Origin of the sequence: Prauserella rugosa (assembly GCF_000719975.1) — a bacterium.
Lineage (GTDB): Bacteria > Actinomycetota > Actinomycetes > Mycobacteriales > Pseudonocardiaceae > Prauserella > Prauserella rugosa.
Map to the genome: position 1 here is coordinate 15,615 of NZ_JOIJ01000019.1, position 16,579 is coordinate 32,193.

Annotated in this window: 18 protein-coding genes; 8 read left to right on the forward strand and 10 right to left on the reverse strand. The window is 71.6% G+C overall.

What is annotated here, in order from left to right; genetic code table 11:
- Positions 1-7: 7 nt before the first annotated feature.
- The 8 genes from IF64_RS0120930 to IF64_RS0120970 form a co-directional block, all read right to left on the reverse strand.
- Positions 8-280, reverse strand: coding sequence for a hypothetical protein (locus IF64_RS0120930; protein WP_030533859.1), 273 nt, complete (start codon positions 278-280; stop codon positions 8-10).
- Positions 277-2,937 (reverse strand): glycohydrolase toxin TNT-related protein, encoded by a 2,661-nt coding sequence (locus IF64_RS28080; protein WP_051758040.1) that lies wholly within the window; start codon positions 2,935-2,937, stop codon positions 277-279. Before IF64_RS28080 ends, IF64_RS0120930 begins: the two co-directional genes overlap by 4 nt.
- Positions 2,938-2,946: 9 nt before the next feature.
- Positions 2,947-3,282 (reverse strand): hypothetical protein, encoded by a 336-nt coding sequence (locus IF64_RS0120945; RefSeq protein ID WP_051758041.1) that lies wholly within the window; start codon positions 3,280-3,282, stop codon positions 2,947-2,949.
- Positions 3,264-3,725 (reverse strand): YbaB/EbfC family nucleoid-associated protein, encoded by a 462-nt coding sequence (locus tag IF64_RS0120950; RefSeq protein WP_030533861.1) that lies wholly within the window; start codon positions 3,723-3,725, stop codon positions 3,264-3,266. The genes IF64_RS0120945 and IF64_RS0120950 overlap by 19 nt, the downstream gene beginning before the upstream one ends.
- Positions 3,726-3,837: 112 nt before the next feature.
- A complete protein-coding gene (locus tag IF64_RS0120955; RefSeq protein WP_030533862.1) occupies positions 3,838-4,782 on the reverse strand; it encodes a hydroxymethylglutaryl-CoA lyase in 945 nt (314 codons plus the stop codon).
- A gap of 1 nt (position 4,783) precedes the next feature.
- Positions 4,784-5,386, reverse strand: a complete 603-nt coding sequence (locus tag IF64_RS0120960) for a PH domain-containing protein (protein WP_048807492.1) — start codon at positions 5,384-5,386, stop codon at positions 4,784-4,786.
- Positions 5,387-5,458: 72 nt separating this feature from the next.
- Positions 5,459-6,280 carry a biotin--[acetyl-CoA-carboxylase] ligase gene (locus IF64_RS0120965; RefSeq protein WP_030533864.1) on the reverse strand — a complete coding sequence of 274 codons (822 nt, stop codon included), beginning with the start codon at positions 6,278-6,280 and terminating at the stop codon, positions 5,459-5,461.
- A gap of 215 nt (positions 6,281-6,495) precedes the next feature.
- Positions 6,496-7,263 carry an SDR family oxidoreductase gene (locus IF64_RS0120970; protein ID WP_030533865.1) on the reverse strand — a complete coding sequence of 256 codons (768 nt, stop codon included), beginning with the start codon at positions 7,261-7,263 and terminating at the stop codon, positions 6,496-6,498.
- Positions 7,264-7,363: 100 nt separating this feature from the next.
- Between IF64_RS0120970 and IF64_RS0120975 the strand changes: the two genes are divergently transcribed.
- The 3 genes from IF64_RS0120975 to IF64_RS0120985 are packed head-to-tail and all read left to right on the forward strand — an operon-like array spanning position 7,364 to position 10,164.
- On the forward strand, positions 7,364-8,254 hold the full coding sequence (locus IF64_RS0120975) for a helix-turn-helix transcriptional regulator (protein ID WP_051758042.1): 891 nt from the start codon (positions 7,364-7,366) through the stop codon (positions 8,252-8,254).
- A gap of 15 nt (positions 8,255-8,269) precedes the next feature.
- A complete protein-coding gene (locus IF64_RS0120980) occupies positions 8,270-9,919 on the forward strand; it encodes an acyl-CoA carboxylase subunit beta (RefSeq protein ID WP_030533867.1) in 1,650 nt (549 codons plus the stop codon).
- Entirely contained in the window at positions 9,916-10,164 is a 249-nt protein-coding gene (locus tag IF64_RS0120985; RefSeq protein WP_030533868.1) for an acyl-CoA carboxylase subunit epsilon, read from the forward strand. Before IF64_RS0120980 ends, IF64_RS0120985 begins: the two co-directional genes overlap by 4 nt.
- A 116-nt stretch (positions 10,165-10,280) precedes the next feature.
- On the opposite strand, the gene IF64_RS0120990 is transcribed toward IF64_RS0120985, so the two are convergent.
- A complete protein-coding gene (locus IF64_RS0120990) occupies positions 10,281-11,618 on the reverse strand; it encodes an MFS transporter (RefSeq protein WP_246134838.1) in 1,338 nt (445 codons plus the stop codon).
- 126 nt (positions 11,619-11,744) lie between these two features.
- On the opposite strand from IF64_RS0120990, the gene IF64_RS0120995 reads away from it, so the two are divergent.
- The 5 genes from IF64_RS0120995 (at position 11,745) to IF64_RS0121015 (ending at position 15,103) form a co-directional block, all read left to right on the forward strand.
- Entirely contained in the window at positions 11,745-12,440 is a 696-nt protein-coding gene (locus IF64_RS0120995; RefSeq protein WP_048807495.1) for a GntR family transcriptional regulator, read from the forward strand.
- Between the two features lie 94 nt (positions 12,441-12,534).
- Positions 12,535-12,909 (forward strand): SDR family NAD(P)-dependent oxidoreductase, encoded by a 375-nt coding sequence (locus IF64_RS0121000; protein WP_211252627.1) that lies wholly within the window; start codon positions 12,535-12,537, stop codon positions 12,907-12,909.
- A gap of 33 nt (positions 12,910-12,942) precedes the next feature.
- The gene (locus IF64_RS0121005; protein ID WP_030533872.1) at positions 12,943-13,587 is read left to right on the forward strand and encodes a Maf family protein; all 645 of its coding nucleotides are present in this window, start codon (positions 12,943-12,945) and stop codon (positions 13,585-13,587) included.
- A 312-nt stretch (positions 13,588-13,899) separates the two neighbouring features.
- Positions 13,900-14,136, forward strand: a complete 237-nt coding sequence (locus tag IF64_RS0121010) for a hypothetical protein (RefSeq protein ID WP_030533873.1) — start codon at positions 13,900-13,902, stop codon at positions 14,134-14,136.
- 196 nt (positions 14,137-14,332) lie between these two features.
- Positions 14,333-15,103: a 2,3-dihydro-2,3-dihydroxybenzoate dehydrogenase gene (locus IF64_RS0121015; RefSeq protein ID WP_030533874.1), complete on the forward strand. Its 771-nt coding sequence runs from the start codon at positions 14,333-14,335 to the stop codon at positions 15,101-15,103.
- Between the two features lie 125 nt (positions 15,104-15,228).
- Here IF64_RS0121015 and IF64_RS0121020 read toward each other — a convergent pair whose 3' ends face one another.
- Entirely contained in the window at positions 15,229-16,578 is a 1,350-nt protein-coding gene (locus tag IF64_RS0121020; RefSeq protein ID WP_051758046.1) for a DHA2 family efflux MFS transporter permease subunit, read from the reverse strand.
- Position 16,579: the final 1 nt, after the last annotated feature.

The following is a 16,579-nucleotide window of genomic DNA, read 5'->3' on the forward strand; positions in this document are numbered from 1 at the left end:
CACGCGGTCAGGGCAGGACGCCGACCGCTCCCCTGGCCACCTGCGCCCAGGCCAGCCTGCCGAACAGGTAGTGGCAGGCGACCTGTTCGTTGGTGAACCGCGCCCAGTCGTAGCGGTTGCCCTGTTCCCGCCAGAAGACCTCCCACGCGACGCCGTTCTCCCCCTCGACGTCCTCCTCCCGCAGGACGCACCACGCGTTGTCGACCTCCTCGCCGACCGACACCACCTCCGGCGGCACGCCCACGGCCTCGAGCCAGCGCATGATCGACTCGATGTTCACGAGGCGTCGCCCTCCTTGTCGTGAGATGCCGGTCCCTGGGATTTCGGGTCCTGGGTCACGGGGTCCTGGGTCGTCGGGGCTTCGTCCGTGGTCGCGGAGTCGGTGTCGGTGTCGGTGTCGGTGGACTCGAACGTGACGTCGGCGAGATAGCCCAGCGTCACGAGCTCGGCGGCGCTGTACACCGACCGGTACCGCACGCCGCCGCCTGGCTGGCCGAACCAGCCCGCCGACACCCCACGCCACACGGGCACGTCCCGCAGCACCCGGTACCGCCGGTATCCCGCGTCGAGGTCGGTGGGCGGCAGCGAGCGCTGCGCGAACGGCGTGCCATCGGCGGAGAACACGCGCCCGTGAGCGGTGCCGAACCGGTCGAGCACCGTGCCCGAGGTCAGCAACTCCGGCTCGCCCGTGTCCGAGCACCCCTCGGGGACGGTGTCGGCGGGCGGCCACACGTACGCGGGCGCAGCGACCTGCACCTGCTCGCCAGCCGGCCCGTCCGTCGGCTCACCCGTCGACCCGTCCGCCTGCTCGCCCGACTGCGGTACCGACTCCTCGCCCGACTGCGGTGCCGAGTGTCCTTCGCCCGACTGCCGTTCGCCCGAGTTCTCCTCGCCGGATCGCAGCAGGAACCGCGTGTCCCAGTCACGTTCGTGCATCCCGCCGAGCGGGTCGTGGCCCTCGCGGACCGCGGCCGGTGGGCACGGCAGCACGGTGGCGGGCGGCGGCGCGGGTTGGCGGGCGCCCTGGTGCAGCAGGTCGAGGGCCTGCTCGGGGTCGATGACGTCCGACGACGGGTGGTCGTGGGGCGCGAAGCGGCCGACCGCGGGTTCGCCTGCCGGCTCGGAGGCGGGGACGGGCAACTGCCGGGCCGGCCGGTCCGAGGCCACGGGGAGATGCCCGATCGGGAACATGTGCACGAGGAACAGCGCGACCACGCTCTCCCGCTCCTGACGCGGCGATCCGAGCGGCGGCGCGCCGGGAGCCTGCGGGGGCGGGTTCGGTGCGGGTGGCTGCGGTTCGCCCATCGGACCCCAGCCGGGCTGGACGGGACGTGCCTGCGGGGGCGCGTTGCGTGGCGCCGCTGGCGGCTGCCCCGGGTACCCCTGTTGTTGACCCGGCTGTCCGTGCGGACCGGGCGGAGGCGGCGCCGGGTGCGGCCCCGGCTGGTACGGGGCCGGCTGCGGGGGCCGCGGCTGGCCCTGCGGCGGGTAGGCGGGAGCGGCGGGCTGTCCACCGCGTGGCTGGCCGCCCGCAGGAGGACCGGCGGGCTGACCACCGGGGTGAGCACCGAACTGCCCCGCCACACCGGGTTGCGGTGCACCCGCCACAGGACCGCCTGCCGGAGCGCCGAACCCGGCGACGGGACCGGGAGCGCCACCGCCCGCCGGTGGCATACCCGACGCGGGCGGCTGCGGCGGCAGCTGCCCACCGAAGGGTGCGCCGCCCGCCTGCGGTGGCAGTCCCTGGGGCTGCACCCCGGGTGCGCCACTCAGTCCGGACAGGTGGGTGCCCCTCGGTGGAGTGGGCGCGTCCGCGGGCACGGCAATACCGCCTGGTGGGGTGGGCGCGTCGGGCAACACGATGGGACCGGTCGCAGGACCGGGAGCAACGGGTGGCGCCGTGGGCGGCTGCGCGACGCCCATCGGCGGAGTTCCGCCGCCGGCGAGGTCCGCGGGGCCACCGAGCCCGGGAGCCTCGGGCGAAGGGATACCACCCGGCCTGCCGCCGACCAGCTCCTCGACGCCGTCGAGCAGGTCCCGGCCCGGCTCGACCGTGCCGCTGTGCCCCGGTGTTGACGGACCGTCCTGACCGGGCGCCCCGTGTTCCCCACCGAGCAGGCCGTCGACCGCCTCGGACACCGGACCACCGGCATCGGAACCGACGCCCGGAACCCACGGAACGTCGACACCGGAACCACCGGACCCGGCAAGCACCCCGGGAGCGGCGTCGCCGAGCGCGCCGAGCACCCCGGGCAGCACGCCGTTACCCTGCCGGTCGCCTGAGCCGAGCAGGCCGTCGTGGCCGCCACTGGCAGCGTCGGCTTCGGGCGCGGACGTCGGCGCCCCGACGTCCGGCAGTCCGAGCGCGCCGAGCAGGCCATGGCCCCCGCCGGAGGCTCCTGGCCGCGCGTCGACCACGTCGGGTGCCGGTTCCGCGGTGGCGGCGCTACCGACGGTCTCGACAAGCCCTCCGGTCAGGGCCTGGACGTTGGCGGCGGTTCCCTGGATGACCGGGTCGATGCCGGCCAACGCGGCCGGGTGGCCCGCCTCGGCTGCGGCACCTGCGGCGTCGCGGTTGACCGCCGCGTCCCGCAGCTTGCGCACGAGTTCGACCTTGGTCCTGCCGACCTGTTCGGCGGCGCGTTCCAGACGGTCGGCGGCGTCGCCGGCCCCGCGGGCAGCGGTCGTCAGGCTGCCGCGTTCGGGGTCGACGAACCCGGACCACCTCTGCCGCGCGGCGTCCCCGGCGTCGCCGGTCATCGCACCCAGTGCCTTGCCCGCCGCGGCGTCGGCGTCCCCGGCCAGCGAGGTCAGGTCCGCGGCGGCCTGCCGCCACGACTGGGCCTGCGTGCGCATGGCGTCCTCGTCGGCCTGCGGCCACTTCACGCCGGTCTGCTGAGCGATGTCGGCCAGCTCGGCGGGCAGCTCGATTCCCATGGGCCTCGCCTAGCTCTCGCGTCCAGATTCCGTGATCGACTCGGCGGCGGACTCGTCGGCCGCGAGGTAGGCACTGGCCGCCGACGACAACGACTCGCCCATGTCGGCCAACCCGCCGGACAGGGCGTCGAACACGCCCGCGGTCTCGTCCGCGTGCCCGCGGTGCCTGCTCTCGAAGGCCTGTCCGACCTCGTCGTCACCCCACGGCGTGGACGAGACGGCCTCGCGCAGCCTCTCCGCGATCTCGGCGGCACGCCGGTTGAGCGTCTCGAACTCGCCCGCGCGCTGTCCGAGGCGTTCGGCGTCGGTTTCGAATCCGGGACCGGTCATCGCGATCGCTGCCATTCGGCGTCGTCGAGCCAGTTGGAGTCCTCGAAGCTCTCCTCGTCGTCGATGTCGGCGACGCGCGGGCGGGGCTGTTCGGCCGGCGTGATCTCGTCGGCGCCGAGGTCAGCGGTGCCAAGCAGCAGCGCCTGCGGGTCGGTGCCCTGCGGCAACGCGGGTGCCAGCACCTCGCTCGCACCCGTGAACGCCTTCGCCGTGGCCTCACCGGTGAGGCGGACGATCTGCGCGGCCAGCTCTCGGGGCCGGTACCGCTCGTAGGCGCCGTCGGCGATGGTCAGGTCCGTGAGCACGCCGCGGCCGCCGACGGTGGCCGTGATCAGGCCGTCGTCGCTGCTGGCTGATTCGCTGATGGCGGTGATGCGCTGCTGCACCCCGGCCAGCTGTTCGCGGCTACGCCGGTACTCGGCGAGCAGCTGCTCCACCTCTTCCCGATGGTCGGTCACGGCGCTCTCCCGACGTCGATGGACAGGCCGCATGTGGGCCCGGCTAGAGCTCAGACGCGGCGATCCGATGTGTGGTTCCCGGCATCACCGGAAAGGATGCAACGCTGTCCGGCTATCCGGACAGGGCGGCCACGACCCGCGAGGGACTCGGCTTGCCGAGCCGCCCCGCCATCCACACGCTGGTGTCGACCAGCGCGTCGAGATCGGCGCCGTGGGCGATGCCGAGCCCGTCGAGCATCCACACCAGGTCCTCCGTGGCGAGGTTGCCGGTGGCCGACTCGGCGTAGGGACAGCCGCCGAGACCACCCGCCGACGAATCGACGGTCGTGATCCCTCTGCGCAGCGCCGCGAGGGTGTTCGACAGCGCCTGCCCATAGGTGTCGTGGAAGTGCACGGCGAGGGCGCCGACGTCGACCCCCTCGGCGGCGAACGCGTCGACGAGACGGTCCACCTGGCCGGGCGTCGCCACGCCGATCGTGTCGCCGAGCGAGAGCTGCCAGCATCCCGCGTCCAGGAGCCGCTTGCCCGCGGCGACGACCTGGTCCGGTGCGACGGCGCCCTCCCACGGGTCGCCGAAGCACATCGACAGGTATCCGCGGACGGCCATGCCCTCGTCACGGGCACGCGTGACGACGGGGTCGAACATCGCGAACTGGTCGTCGAACGTGGAGTTGAGGTTCTTGCGGGCGAACGACTCGGTGGCGCTGGCGAACACGGCGATGTCGGTCACGCCCGCGTCGACGGCCCTGTCGAGGCCACGCGCGTTGGGGACCAGCACCGGGTAACGCACGCCGTCGCGGCGCGTCAGCGTGGCGAGCAGGTCCTCGGCGTCGGCCAGCTGCGGAACCCACTTCGGGTGGACGAAGCTCGTGGTCTCGAGCGTGGTCAGGCCTGCGGAGGCGAGCCGATCGAGGAACTCGAGCTTGACCTCGACCGGCACGGTGGCCGACTCGTTCTGCAGCCCGTCGCGCGGTCCGACCTCCCAGATCGTCACGCGGTCCGGCAGCCCGGGATCCGGCGTGAGTCGCTCCGGCAGGCCCAGGTCGCGTACACCCACGTCAGTACCCCTGGCCGTGCGGCGGGCGGTCGTACTCGCCCGGCTGCTGCGGGTACTGGCCGTACTGGGCGGTCGGCGCGTGGGCCGCCGGGTCGTAGCCGTAGTCGTCGTTCGGGTTGTCGTTGACCTGGCGGTAGATGTAGGTGTGGACCTTCTCGACGCTCGGGATGTCGTCGAAGGTCAGCGGCTCCTCGGAGGCGGACTCGATGATCAGGGTGCCGCAGCCGAAGATCCGGTCGATCAGCCCGTGTTCGAACCGCACGCTGTTGATGCGGCCCATCGGGATGTCGATCCCCGTGCGTTTGATGACGCCTTCGCGCGCGATGACGCGGTCGGTGGTGACGATGAAGTGCGTGGTGCGCCATTCGACGAACGGCGTGAACACGCGCCACACCAGCAGCACGAGCGCGACGACGCCGACGGCGATCTGCGTGACCACGTCCCAGGGCTCGTCGAAGCCCGGTGCGATCCAGAACGCGAGCCAGCTGCCGACACCGAGCGTGATCAGCAGGACGAGGATCGGCCCCAGCAGCATCTTGAAGTGCGGATGCTTGTGAACGACGACCTGCTCGCCGTCACTGAGCAGGCTTTGTGGATACGCCACCGCTGGCCACTCCCCGAACAGTCGCTTGTCGACGGTGCTTCTGCGGGCAACCGTACCGCTCCGGAGCGTGAATTACTCGCCGGTCGGCCGAAGATGCACGACGTCACCCGCGAAGACGCTCTGCCTGGCACCGGAGGGCTGCGCGATCACCAGCGCGCCGGTCGGCTCGACCTCGACGGCATCCCCGACCAGGTTGCCCCGGCCGGTGACGACCTTGACCTGCTGCCCGAGCGTCAGGCAGCGGCGGCTGTACTCGTCGAGCATGCCGGCGTCGGCGAGGTCACCGCGCGCCTCGCGCCAGGCGGCCTCGCGTTCGTGCAACGCGGCCAGGAGCATCATCGCCACATCGGTGCGGTCGGAGATGCTGGCCCCGAGCTCGGCGAGGGACACCGGCGGCAGTCCGCCGGGACCGGCTGTGACGTCCGCGCGCACCCGCGCCACGTTGAGCCCGATCCCCAGCACGACGGCGAGGTCGTCGGACGAGGCCGCCTCCGACAGGATGCCGGCGCATTTGCCCGAACCGTCGGCGGCGAGCACGTCGTTGGGCCATTTCAGCGCGACGGAGGCGCCCAGCGCGTCGCCGACGTCGAGCACGGCCAGCCCCGCGGCGATGGCCAGCGAACCGACCCCGGCGACCGGCACCTCCGAAGGGCGCAACAACACGCTGACATAGACGCCCGATCCCGGTGACGCCCACGTGCGGCCACGCCGTCCGACGCCCGCGGTCTGTTCGGCCGCGACGAGCGCAGTGCGGTCGGGCGCGCCGTCCACCACGGCCTGCCTGAGGTCGGCGTTCGTCGACCCGGTGCTGGCCACGACGTCGACCTGGGTGTACGGCCCGGCCGGCGCGACGAGCTCGGCCCGCAGCCGGGAACCATCGATGCGATTCGGCACGCGCGGAACCTTAACGCCGGCGTGCTCGCACGCGGCGGGCGCGGCGTGGTCACGCCGAGGCCACCGGGTGCGAGGGGTCACGAGTCGGGTCACGAGTCGCAGGTGCCGCGATCACGTCCAGCGGGTTCGAGGCCGCCGGGTTCGGGGCCAGCGGGTTCGAGGCCGCCGGGTTCGGGGCCGGCAGGTTCGGGGCCGCCGGGTTCGAGCCAGCGGGTTCACGTCCCGTGCGAATCGGCGGCGTTGATGGCGGCCACGATCTCGTCGTAGTCGCCGCGCGCCTCGGCGTGGCGGAGGAACTTCACACGCTCGACCTGGATCTCCTTCGCTGTCGGGTCGGACCGCAGCAGTTCCATGACCTCCGCGACGTACTCGTCGAGTGGCATGGCGTGCTCGCTGGTGTCCTGGTCGGGCAGCAACGCGGTCCGCACCGCGGGCGGCACTATCTCGACCACCGACACCGATGTGTCGGCGAGTTGGATCCGGAGCGACTCGCTGAGCATGTGAACGGCGGCTTTGGACGCGTTGTAGCTGGGTGTGGCGGCGAACGGCGTGAACGCCAGGCCGGAAGAGACGGTCACGAGAGTGGCGTCGGGCTGCTTCTGCAGGTGTTCGACGAAGGCCGCGATGAGGCGGATCGGCCCGAGCACGTTGGTGGTGATCACGGCTTCGGCGGAGGCGAGGAACGCCTCCGGCCGCCGCCAGTCCTCGATGCGCATGATGCCCGCCATGGCGATCACCACGTTGAGCTGCGGGTAGCGGGTCCGGACCTCCTGGGCGGCGGCCTCAATACCGGCGGGGTCGGTGGTGTCGACGACGACGGTGCCGATGCCGGGATGCTCCGCCTCGATCGCGGCGAGCCGGTCGGCACGCCTGCCGCCGATGACGACGGTGTTGCCCTCCTTGTGCAGAGCCAGTGCGAGTGCCAGTCCGATTCCGCTGGTCGCTCCGGGGATGAAGACGGTGTTGTGAGCTGCGATGTCCATGCCTCCACCGTCGCGGCCGGCCGCCCCTTCCGGCAGAGACCGCTCATCGGGGGATCAGCGATCCCTCCCCGAAGGCGGTCATCCGCCGGATACTGGTCGCATGGACCGCACAGCACTGGCAGATTTCCTCCGCAGCCGGAGGGAGGGACTGCGCCCCGAACACGTCGGGCTCACATCAGGGCCACGTCGGCGCGCCACCGGTCTGCGACGCGAGGAGGTCGCAGCGCTGGCGTCGATGTCGACCGATTACTACACGCGCCTGGAACAGCGCCGGGGGCCGCAGCCCAGTGAGCAACTGCTCGGCGCGCTCGCGCGGACCCTGCGGCTCACCGCCCACGAACGCGACTACCTGTTCCAGGTAGCAGGGAGGAACGTGCCGCCGCCGGGAGCGGGCGCCGACCACGTGGCACCCTCGCTGCTGCGTGTGCTGGACCAGCTGTCGGACACACCCGCAATGATCATCTCGGAACTGGGCGAGACGCTGGTGCAGAACCGGATGGCCGGAGCACTGTTCGGCGACCGCACGCGGTTCACCGGCCTGGCCAGGAGCGAGTACTACCGCTGGTTCACCGATCCGGCCGAGCGTCGCTGCTACCCGGAACGCGACCACGAACGGCAGAGCCGCGCCCACGTGGCGAATCTGCGTGCCGCATACGGTTCGCTCGGGCCGCGATCACGCGCGGGTCAACTGGTCGAGGCGCTGTTACGAGAGAGCGCCGAGTTCGCCGAGCTGTGGGAGCGGCACGAGGTCGGCAGACGGTTCGCCGACCACAAGACCCTCCGGCACCCCGAGATGGGCGACATCGCCGTGGACTGCCAGGTGTTGTTCACCGAGGATCGGTCACAGGCGCTGCTCGTGCTCACCGCGGCGCCGACCGTGGAGGACGCCCTGAAGTTGACCCTTCTCGACGTCGTCGGACACCAACGGTTCGGCCCCGAGGATCACCAGCCCGACGTAGCCCACGCCACATCAGCGTGGGCGCGGCGATGATTAAGCTCGCGTGTCATGAGCAGCGCAACGGAGCCGGTCGGGGACGCGCCTGACGCACCGAACACAGATCCGGACATCCACACCACGGCGGGCAAGCTCGCCGACCTGTACCTGCGCTACGACGAGGCCGTGCACGCGGGGTCGGAGCGGGCGGTCGAACGCCAGCACGCCAAGGGCAAGAAGACCGCGCGGGAGCGCGTGGACATGCTGCTCGACCCGGGTTCGTTCGTGGAGCTCGACGCACTCGCCCGGCACCGGTCGACGAACTTCGGGCTCGAGGCAAACCGTCCGTACGGCGACGGTGTCGTGACCGGGTACGGCACGATCGACGGACGCGAGGTGTGCGTCTTCAGCCAGGACGTCACGGTGCTCGGCGGCGCGCTGGGCGAGGTGTACGGCGAGAAGATCACCAAGGTCATGGACCTGGCCGTCAAGACCGGCAGGCCGATCATCGGCATCAACGAGGGTGGCGGCGCACGCATCCAGGAGGGTGTCGTGTCGCTGGGCCTGTACGCCGAGATCTTCCGCCGCAACACGCACGCCTCGGGTGTCGTCCCGCAGATCTCGCTGATCATGGGCACGAACGCGGGCGGGCACGTCTACTCCCCCGCGCTGACGGACTTCGTGGTGATGGTCGACGAGACCTCGCACATGTTCATCACCGGCCCGGACGTCATCAAGACGGTCACGGGTGAGGAAGTCACGTTCGAGGACCTCGGTGGCGGGCGCACCCACAACGCCAAGTCGGGCAACGCCCACTACCTGGCCTCCGACGAGGACGATGCGGTCGCCTACGTCAAGGAGCTGCTGAGCTTCCTGCCGTCGAACAACCTGGCCGAGGCGCCGGTGTTCGAGGCGCCCGAACCGACGGGCGGCTCGATCGCCGAGGACGTCACCGACGACGACCGCGAACTCGACACGCTGATCCCGGACTCGCCGAACCAGCCCTACGACATGCACGAGGTCATCCGCCGGGTGCTCGACGACGGCGAGTTCCTCGAGGTGCAGGAGCTGTTCGCGCCGAACGTGCTGACCGGGTTCGGCCGGGTCGAGGGCCACGCGGTGGGCATCGTCGCCAACCAGCCCACCCAGCTGGCAGGCTGCCTCGACATCGACGCCTCCGACAAGGCGGCCCGGTTCGTGCGCACCTGCGACGCGTTCAACGTGCCGGTGCTGACGTTCGTCGACGTTCCGGGCTTCCTCCCGGGTACGGACCAGGAGTGGAACGGCATCATCCGGCACGGCGCGAAGCTGCTGTACGCCTACGCCGAGGCGACCGTTCCCCTGGTCACGGTCATCACGAGGAAGGCCTACGGCGGCGCGTACGACGTCATGGGTTCCAAGCACCTCGGCGCGGACATCAACATCGCCTGGCCGAGCGCGCAGATCGCCGTGATGGGCGCGCAGGGCGCGGCCAACATCGTGCACCGCAAGCGGTTGGCCCAGGCCGGCGAGAACGGCGAGGACGTCGAACAGCTGCGCGCCGAGCTGATCCAGGAGTACGAGGACACGCTCTGCAACCCGTACGTCGCGGCCGAGCGCGGCTACGTCGACGCGGTCATCCCACCCGCGCACACGCGCGGACACGTCACGCGTGCGCTGCGGATGCTCCGCGAGAAACGCGAGACCCTGCCCCCGAAGAAGCACGGGAACATTCCGCTGTGAGTACCGCAGACGAGACCGAAGCGGCCGAGCCGTCCCAGCCGTTGTTGCGGGTGGTGCGCGGTGAGCCCGACGACACCGAGCTCGCCGCACTCACGGCCGTGGTCGCGAGCCTGGCCGCGAGTGGCGGCGAGACCGACGGCGACGACACTCCGGCCCGTTCCCGCTGGGCGGACCGCGCCGCCCTGGTCCGCGCGCCGCTGACGCCTGGTCCAGGAGCGTGGCGGGCGTCGGCCTTCCGCCGCTGACGGAGGCTGCACCGCTGACCCGCAGCGGCAGACCCCGCACCGGCAGGCCCGCACCGCTGATCCGGACCTGAGCAGGCACGGACCTGAGCAGGCACAGTGCGGATGTGGACGCCGGGTCAGCGTGTGGTGGCGAGGGCGTCCGGGGATTCGCCGGCCTGCCCGGTGCCGGCAGCGGGCACGCCGGACGAAGCGGTGAACTCCGAGCTGTCCCTGCCTGCGCTGCCGCGCAACCGCAGTACGGCCACCGCGCCGAGCACGGCCAGCACGAGCGGCACCCCGAAGGCGTAGCGCTGCGCGTCGACCTCGGTGACGCCCGCGGCCAGCAGCCCGTCCACGGCGAGACCGACCCCGAGCTGTGAGACGACGGCGAAGGTGAACCCGCCCATGTTGGCAAGGCCGCTGGCGATGCCTCCGCGGTGCTGGGGGCTGGAGGATCGGGCGAGGTCGAAGGCGAGCATGCTCACGCCTCCGCCGACGCCGAGCGCGACCATCGCCGGCAGCAGCGTCCACACCGGTGCCGACGCAGGCAGCGCGGTGAGCAGGACCGCCCCGCACAACGCGATCGCGACGGCTCCGAGCACGAGACCGCTACGCAGGTCGGGACGGCGGGAGGCCACCTGGCCCGCGACGGTGCTGCTCACGACGAAGCCGAGGACGACGACGGTCACGAGCCCGGCCGCTCCCGACTCGGTCAGCCCGTGCGCGGCAACGAGGTACGGCTGGCCCAACACGGCCGTGAACGAGACGAACGATCCCATGAGCACGAAGTGCGTCAGCAACGCGTGGCGCACTCCGCGGGCCCGCCACGTGCCGCGCAGGCTCTCGCGGAGCGTCTCGGCGGGAGCGGGCCGGTCGGCCTTCCGCACGCGCGGCTCGGGCGATTCGCGCAGCGCCACCACGACGGCGACGAGCACGACCACCGTGATGACGCTCGCGCTCAGGAACGCACCGGTCCAGCCCTGGGAGTGCAGCAGCGCGGCCAACGGGGACGTCGCCACGAGCTGACCGAGTCCGCCGATCATGCCGGTCAGCGCGGCGACGAAGGCGTAGCGGTGGCCGGGGAACCAGTTGCGGGTGATGCGCAGAACGCTGACGAACATGCAGGCGTCACCCGCCCCGATGAGCGCGCGCCCGGCCATGGCGCCGGGGTAGGCCGTGGACAGGGCGAACACGACGGAGCCCGCCGCCATCAGCGCCGTGCCGCCGACCAGCAGGACGCGCGGTCCGAACCGGTCGTTGCCGATGCCGACGGGCACCTGCAGCAGCGCGTAGAGGGCCAGCTGCACCACCGAGAACACGGCCAGCCCCGTCGCGTCGATGTCGAACCGCTGCTGGGCGGTCAGTCCCGCCACCGACAGGCTCATGCGGTGGAACATCGCCGCCAGGTAGCAGAGCGCGCCGAGCGACCACATCGCCCACGGCAACCAGGCCGGCCTGGACTCGAGTGAACGCACACCCATCCCCTCACACACCGCGAAACACGGGACGCACGCCGGCGACCGCACCGCGGCACCCCGGCGAAACGGAAAGACACAACTTGTATCTATGTTGTACTCAACGATGTGGCTAGACTGCGGGGCATGTCAACGAGCGACCGGTCACACCCGTCTGTCGCGGTGCAGCCGCCGGCCGCGTCCCGACCCCGCCGCCCGGCCAGCGAGCGCGTCTACGAGTGGGTCAAGGAACGCATCCTCGACGGCCGTCTCCCCGGCGGACAGCTGCTCAGCGAAGGGGAGGCGGCGGAGGCGCTGAGCCTGTCGCGCACCCCGGTTCGCGAAGCGTTCCTGCGTCTCGAGGTCGAGGGTCTGCTGCGCCTGTACCCCAAACGAGGGGCCCTGGTCGTGCCGGTCTCCCCCGACGAGGTGGGCGAGGTGACCGAGGCGCGCATCCTGCTGGAGAGCCACGCGGCCGAACGCGTCGTCGAACGTGGCATCGCCGCCGACGTCGCCGGGCGCATGCGCGCGGTCCTCGCCCGGCAGCGCGACGTCGACACCCCCGACGAGACGGCACGGTTCTCCGCACTGGACCGCCAGTTCCACGCCACGCTCGTCGAGGCCGCCGACAACAGCCTGATCTCACACTTCTACTCCGGACTGCACGACCGGCAGGTGCGCATGGCCACGTCGGCGCTCCAGCGGGTGCCGGGCAGGCGCGCGGCGATCCTCGACGAGCACGAGGAACTGTGCACCCTCCTCGAGCACGGCGACGCCGAGGGTTTCCGCCACCGCCTCGCCGCCCACATCGGCAGCACCCACGGAGCGCTCCTCGACAGCTGACGGCCGGCGCCGCGAGCACGGGCCTTTCCGGCCGACGCCGGCGACGAGCACGCACTCCGCACGGCGTTGACCAAGGCCGCGCGTGATGCCGTCCATGAAAGCGGCCGGACGCGGGACGATTCTGTTCACCGGCGGTGGACTCGCCCTCGAACCGTATCCGGAGTGGGCCACGCTGGCCGCGGGCAAAGCCGCGCTCCGCAGCCTCGGCCTGGGGTTGCACAAGCAGCTTCTGCCTTGGGGCATCCACGTGGCCGTGGTGGCGGTGGCGGGAATCGTCGAGCCGGAGGGCCCGTTCGACCCCGATCGCATCGCCGACCAGTACTGGCGTCTGCACCGGCAACCCCTCGCCCACGCGCAGCGCGAACTCGTCCATCTGCCCGAGGGCGCGGATCCCTTCTACAACGACCCCTCGGCCCGCCACCGCGACGTCTCCGAACCGATCGTGGCGCAGCCGCTGCTCGACAGCTGACGGCCGGGTGGGCAGAGCCTCTAACCTGAGCACGTGCGTTTCGTTCTTGCCTCCGCCTCCCCCGCCCGCCTGTCCGTCCTCCGCGCCGCCGGCATCGACCCCGAGGTCATCGTCTCCGGCGTCGACGAGGACGCCGTCACGGCAAGCCTGTCCGACCCCGAGCCCGCCGACGTGGTGACGGCGCTGGCCTCCGCGAAGGCCCACGCCGTGGCCGAGACGCTCACCGGCAGCACCGACGGTGACACCGACCAGGACACGCTCGTCGTCGGCTGCGATTCGATGCTCTCGATCGGCGGCAGCCTCGTCGGCAAACCGCACACCCCCGAGGTCGCCCGTAAACGCTGGGCCGAGATGGCGGGCGGCACGGGCGAACTGCTCACCGGCCATGCCGTGCTGCGCCTGTCCGGCGACGCGGTGACCGCCGAGGCGAGCGACACCCGCACCACCGTGGTGCGATTCGCCACGCCCCCGCAGCACGAGCTGGACGCCTACGTCGCCACCGGTGAGCCCCTGCACGTCGCCGGGTCGTTCACCCTCGACGGACTCGGCGGATGGTTCGTCGAGGGCGTCGACGGCGACCCGTCGAGCGTGATCGGTATCAGCCTTCCGCTCACCAGGGAGCTGCTCGGCCGGGTCGGTGTGAGTGTCGTCGACCTCTGGCGCACCACCGGCGAATGACCTCTGCGCCTGCTCGAGACGCCCCGCACTGGGTCCGGACATAACCGGCACGTCGACGAGGTCGGCCGCAGTGGACGATCGAGGGGCACATACTCGAAAGTGATTCGCCTGTGGACTGTCGTCATTCGACAGTGGGACCCGCGGCCCGGGAATCGCGAAAGCGTTGCGTGACAACGTGTCACTCTTTCATGTTCACCCAGGGTACGATCGCATGGGAGGGGTTGCGTGTTTCTCTCCAACCGGACGACGATCTTGTTGTCGGGCCACCCCCGGCCCAACAACGGATGTGCCAATTCCTAGGGAGACTGGAAATTGCGTAAGACCCTGGCTCGTACCACCGCCGCTACCGCCATCGCTCTGGGCGCCCTCACCGCCGGCGCCGGCATGGCCTCCGCCGGCACGATCGACGTGCCCGAGGTCCCGGCCGACCCGACCGGTGTGGACTACGTGAACACCTGGAACGAGTCCGGTGCCCACCTCGGCGCCGGCGCCGCCGGCCTGGTCAGCTCGGCCTGGGCGGGCGCGATCCCGTCGATCCTCGGCGCCTGAGGACGGCATTCGCCAGCCTGATACCGAAATCCCCGGACGGTTCACCGTCCGGGGATTTCGCGTGTCCGACCCCGGGATGTGTCCACGTCAACAGCCCGGTTGTCGCGCGTCCGGGTAACGTCGGCGGCGTTCGCCGAACCGACTCACCGACAGACGCAGACACACGTGCACCCACGGGTGCGGACGAGGAGCTGACGTGGAGCAGCAGGAGTTCGCGGGGAAGATCGCGTTCGTGACGGGCGCGGCACAGGGCATCGGTGCGGCCGTCACGCACGCGCTGCGGAACGCGGGGGCCACCGTGGTGGCCACCGACCGCAACCCGCGGATCGCCGAGGCCTACGCAGGGATCGACGGTGTCACCGCGATCCCGTGCGACGTGACCGATTCGGCGCGGGTGGACGAGGTCGTGGCGCAGGCCGAGGACGCGGTCGGGCCTATCGACGTGCTGGCGAACGTCGCGGGTGTACTGGCGAAGGGACCCGTGGAGTCCTATTCGGATTCCGACTGGCGATTCACGTTCGCGGTCAACACCGACGGCGTGTTCCACGTCTCCCGCGCCGTCGCGCGGCACATGGTCCCACGTGCCCGCGGCAGCATCGTCACGGTGTCGTCGAACGCGAGCGGCGTCCCGCGGCGCGGCATGGCGGCCTACGCCGCGTCGAAGGCGGCGGCCACGATGTTCACCAAGTCGCTGGGCCTCGAGCTGGCCGACCACGGCATCCGCTGCAATGTGGTGTGCCCCGGTTCGACCGACACACCGATGCAGCGCACGATGTGGGAACAGGACGGCGGGGGCCCCGATCCGATCCTCAAGGGCGACCCCGAGAACTACCGCGTCGGCATCCCGTTGCGCCGGATCGCCGATCCGTCCGATGTGGCCGACGCGGTGCTCTACCTCGCCTCCGACCGTGCGCGGCAGGTCACGATGCAGGAGCTGTACGTCGACGGTGGCGCGACCCTGAAGTGACGTCACCGGCAGGCTCGGCGGCGGAGGTCACCACGAACCCGCCGCCGAGCCCGCCGATCACGGGCCAAGTCACCGCCAGCCCAAGTCACCGCCAGTCTGTGTCACCGCCCGAGTCACCGCCCGAGTCACCGGTCCCGCGGTGAGACCTTCGGCAGCCGCCACGATCCGGCCAGCGCCAGCACGCACAGGCCGAGTACGCACCAGAACGCCGTGGCGAACGCGGCATCCACGTCACCGCCGACGGCAAGGCGGATCTCCAGCAGCACGGCCAGCCCGGCCGTGCCGACGGCGCCGCCGACGTAGTTGACGAGGCTGAGCGCACTGGAGGCACGGGGAAGCAGGGCACGGTCCACACCGGAGTAGACGATGTTCATCACCGGCGAGGCGATCATCGACGTGCCGACGCCGCGCACGAGCAGCGTGGCGACGAGCCCCTCGTCGGGCAGGTCCGCCAGCCGGGTCAGCGGCACCGTCGCCGCGATGATGAGCACGAAACCGACGAGCACGAGCGTGCGCGGCGGTACGCGGTCGATCAGCGGTTTCACCACGAGCAGTGAGCCCGCGACGGCGCCGATCCCCTGGGGTGCGAGCATCAGCCCGGCTTCGAACGCCGACAGTCCGCGCCCGGTCTGCAGGTACATCGGCAGCAGGAACATGGTGCCGAACACCGAGGCCGCCGCGACGAACAACGCCAGCACGGCCGCACTGAACGGCGGTGTACGCAGCAGCCGGGGGTCGACGAGGGGAACCCGGTCCGAACGCCAGGCGTGCACACCGAACGCCGCCAGCAGTCCGGCGCCGACGGCGACCGCCGTCACGGCGAGAACCGTGTTCCGGTCCTGCGAACCGAGGTCCGTCAGCCCGAAGATCAACGCGGCGAGGCCGGGCGAGAGCAGCACCGCGCCGCGCAGGTCGAACGGCGACACGTCGTCGGAGGCGGGCACCCGCGGGACGAGCCACACGGCCAGCAGCATCGCGACGAGTCCGATGGGGACGTTGACGAAGAACAGCCATTCCCAGCCTGCGATGCGCAACAGCGTGCCGCCCGCGAGCGGGCCGAACACCGGCGCGAGCATCGGCACGACGCCGACGATGCTCATGAGGCGCCCCGTCCGCGCCTTGCCCGCCACGCGCGCGAGCAGCGCCTGACCGGTCGGCGGCAGCAGACCGCCGCCGAGCCCCTGGAGCACGCGGAACACCGCCAGCGATGTCGTCGACCACGCCAGCGCGCACGCCACCGAGCCGACCAGGAACAGCGCCACCGCGCCGAGCCACACCCGCCGGGCGCCGAACCGTTCGGCCAGCCATCCCGACGTCGGCGCGGCGGCGACCACCGCCAGCAGGTAGGCCGTGCTGGCCCACTGCACCTCGGTGACGGCCGCGCCGAACTCGACACCGAGGGTGCGCAGTCCGACGTTGACGATCGTCGCGTCGAGCGAGGCCATGAACGTGCCCAGCACGAGCACGAGCGACATG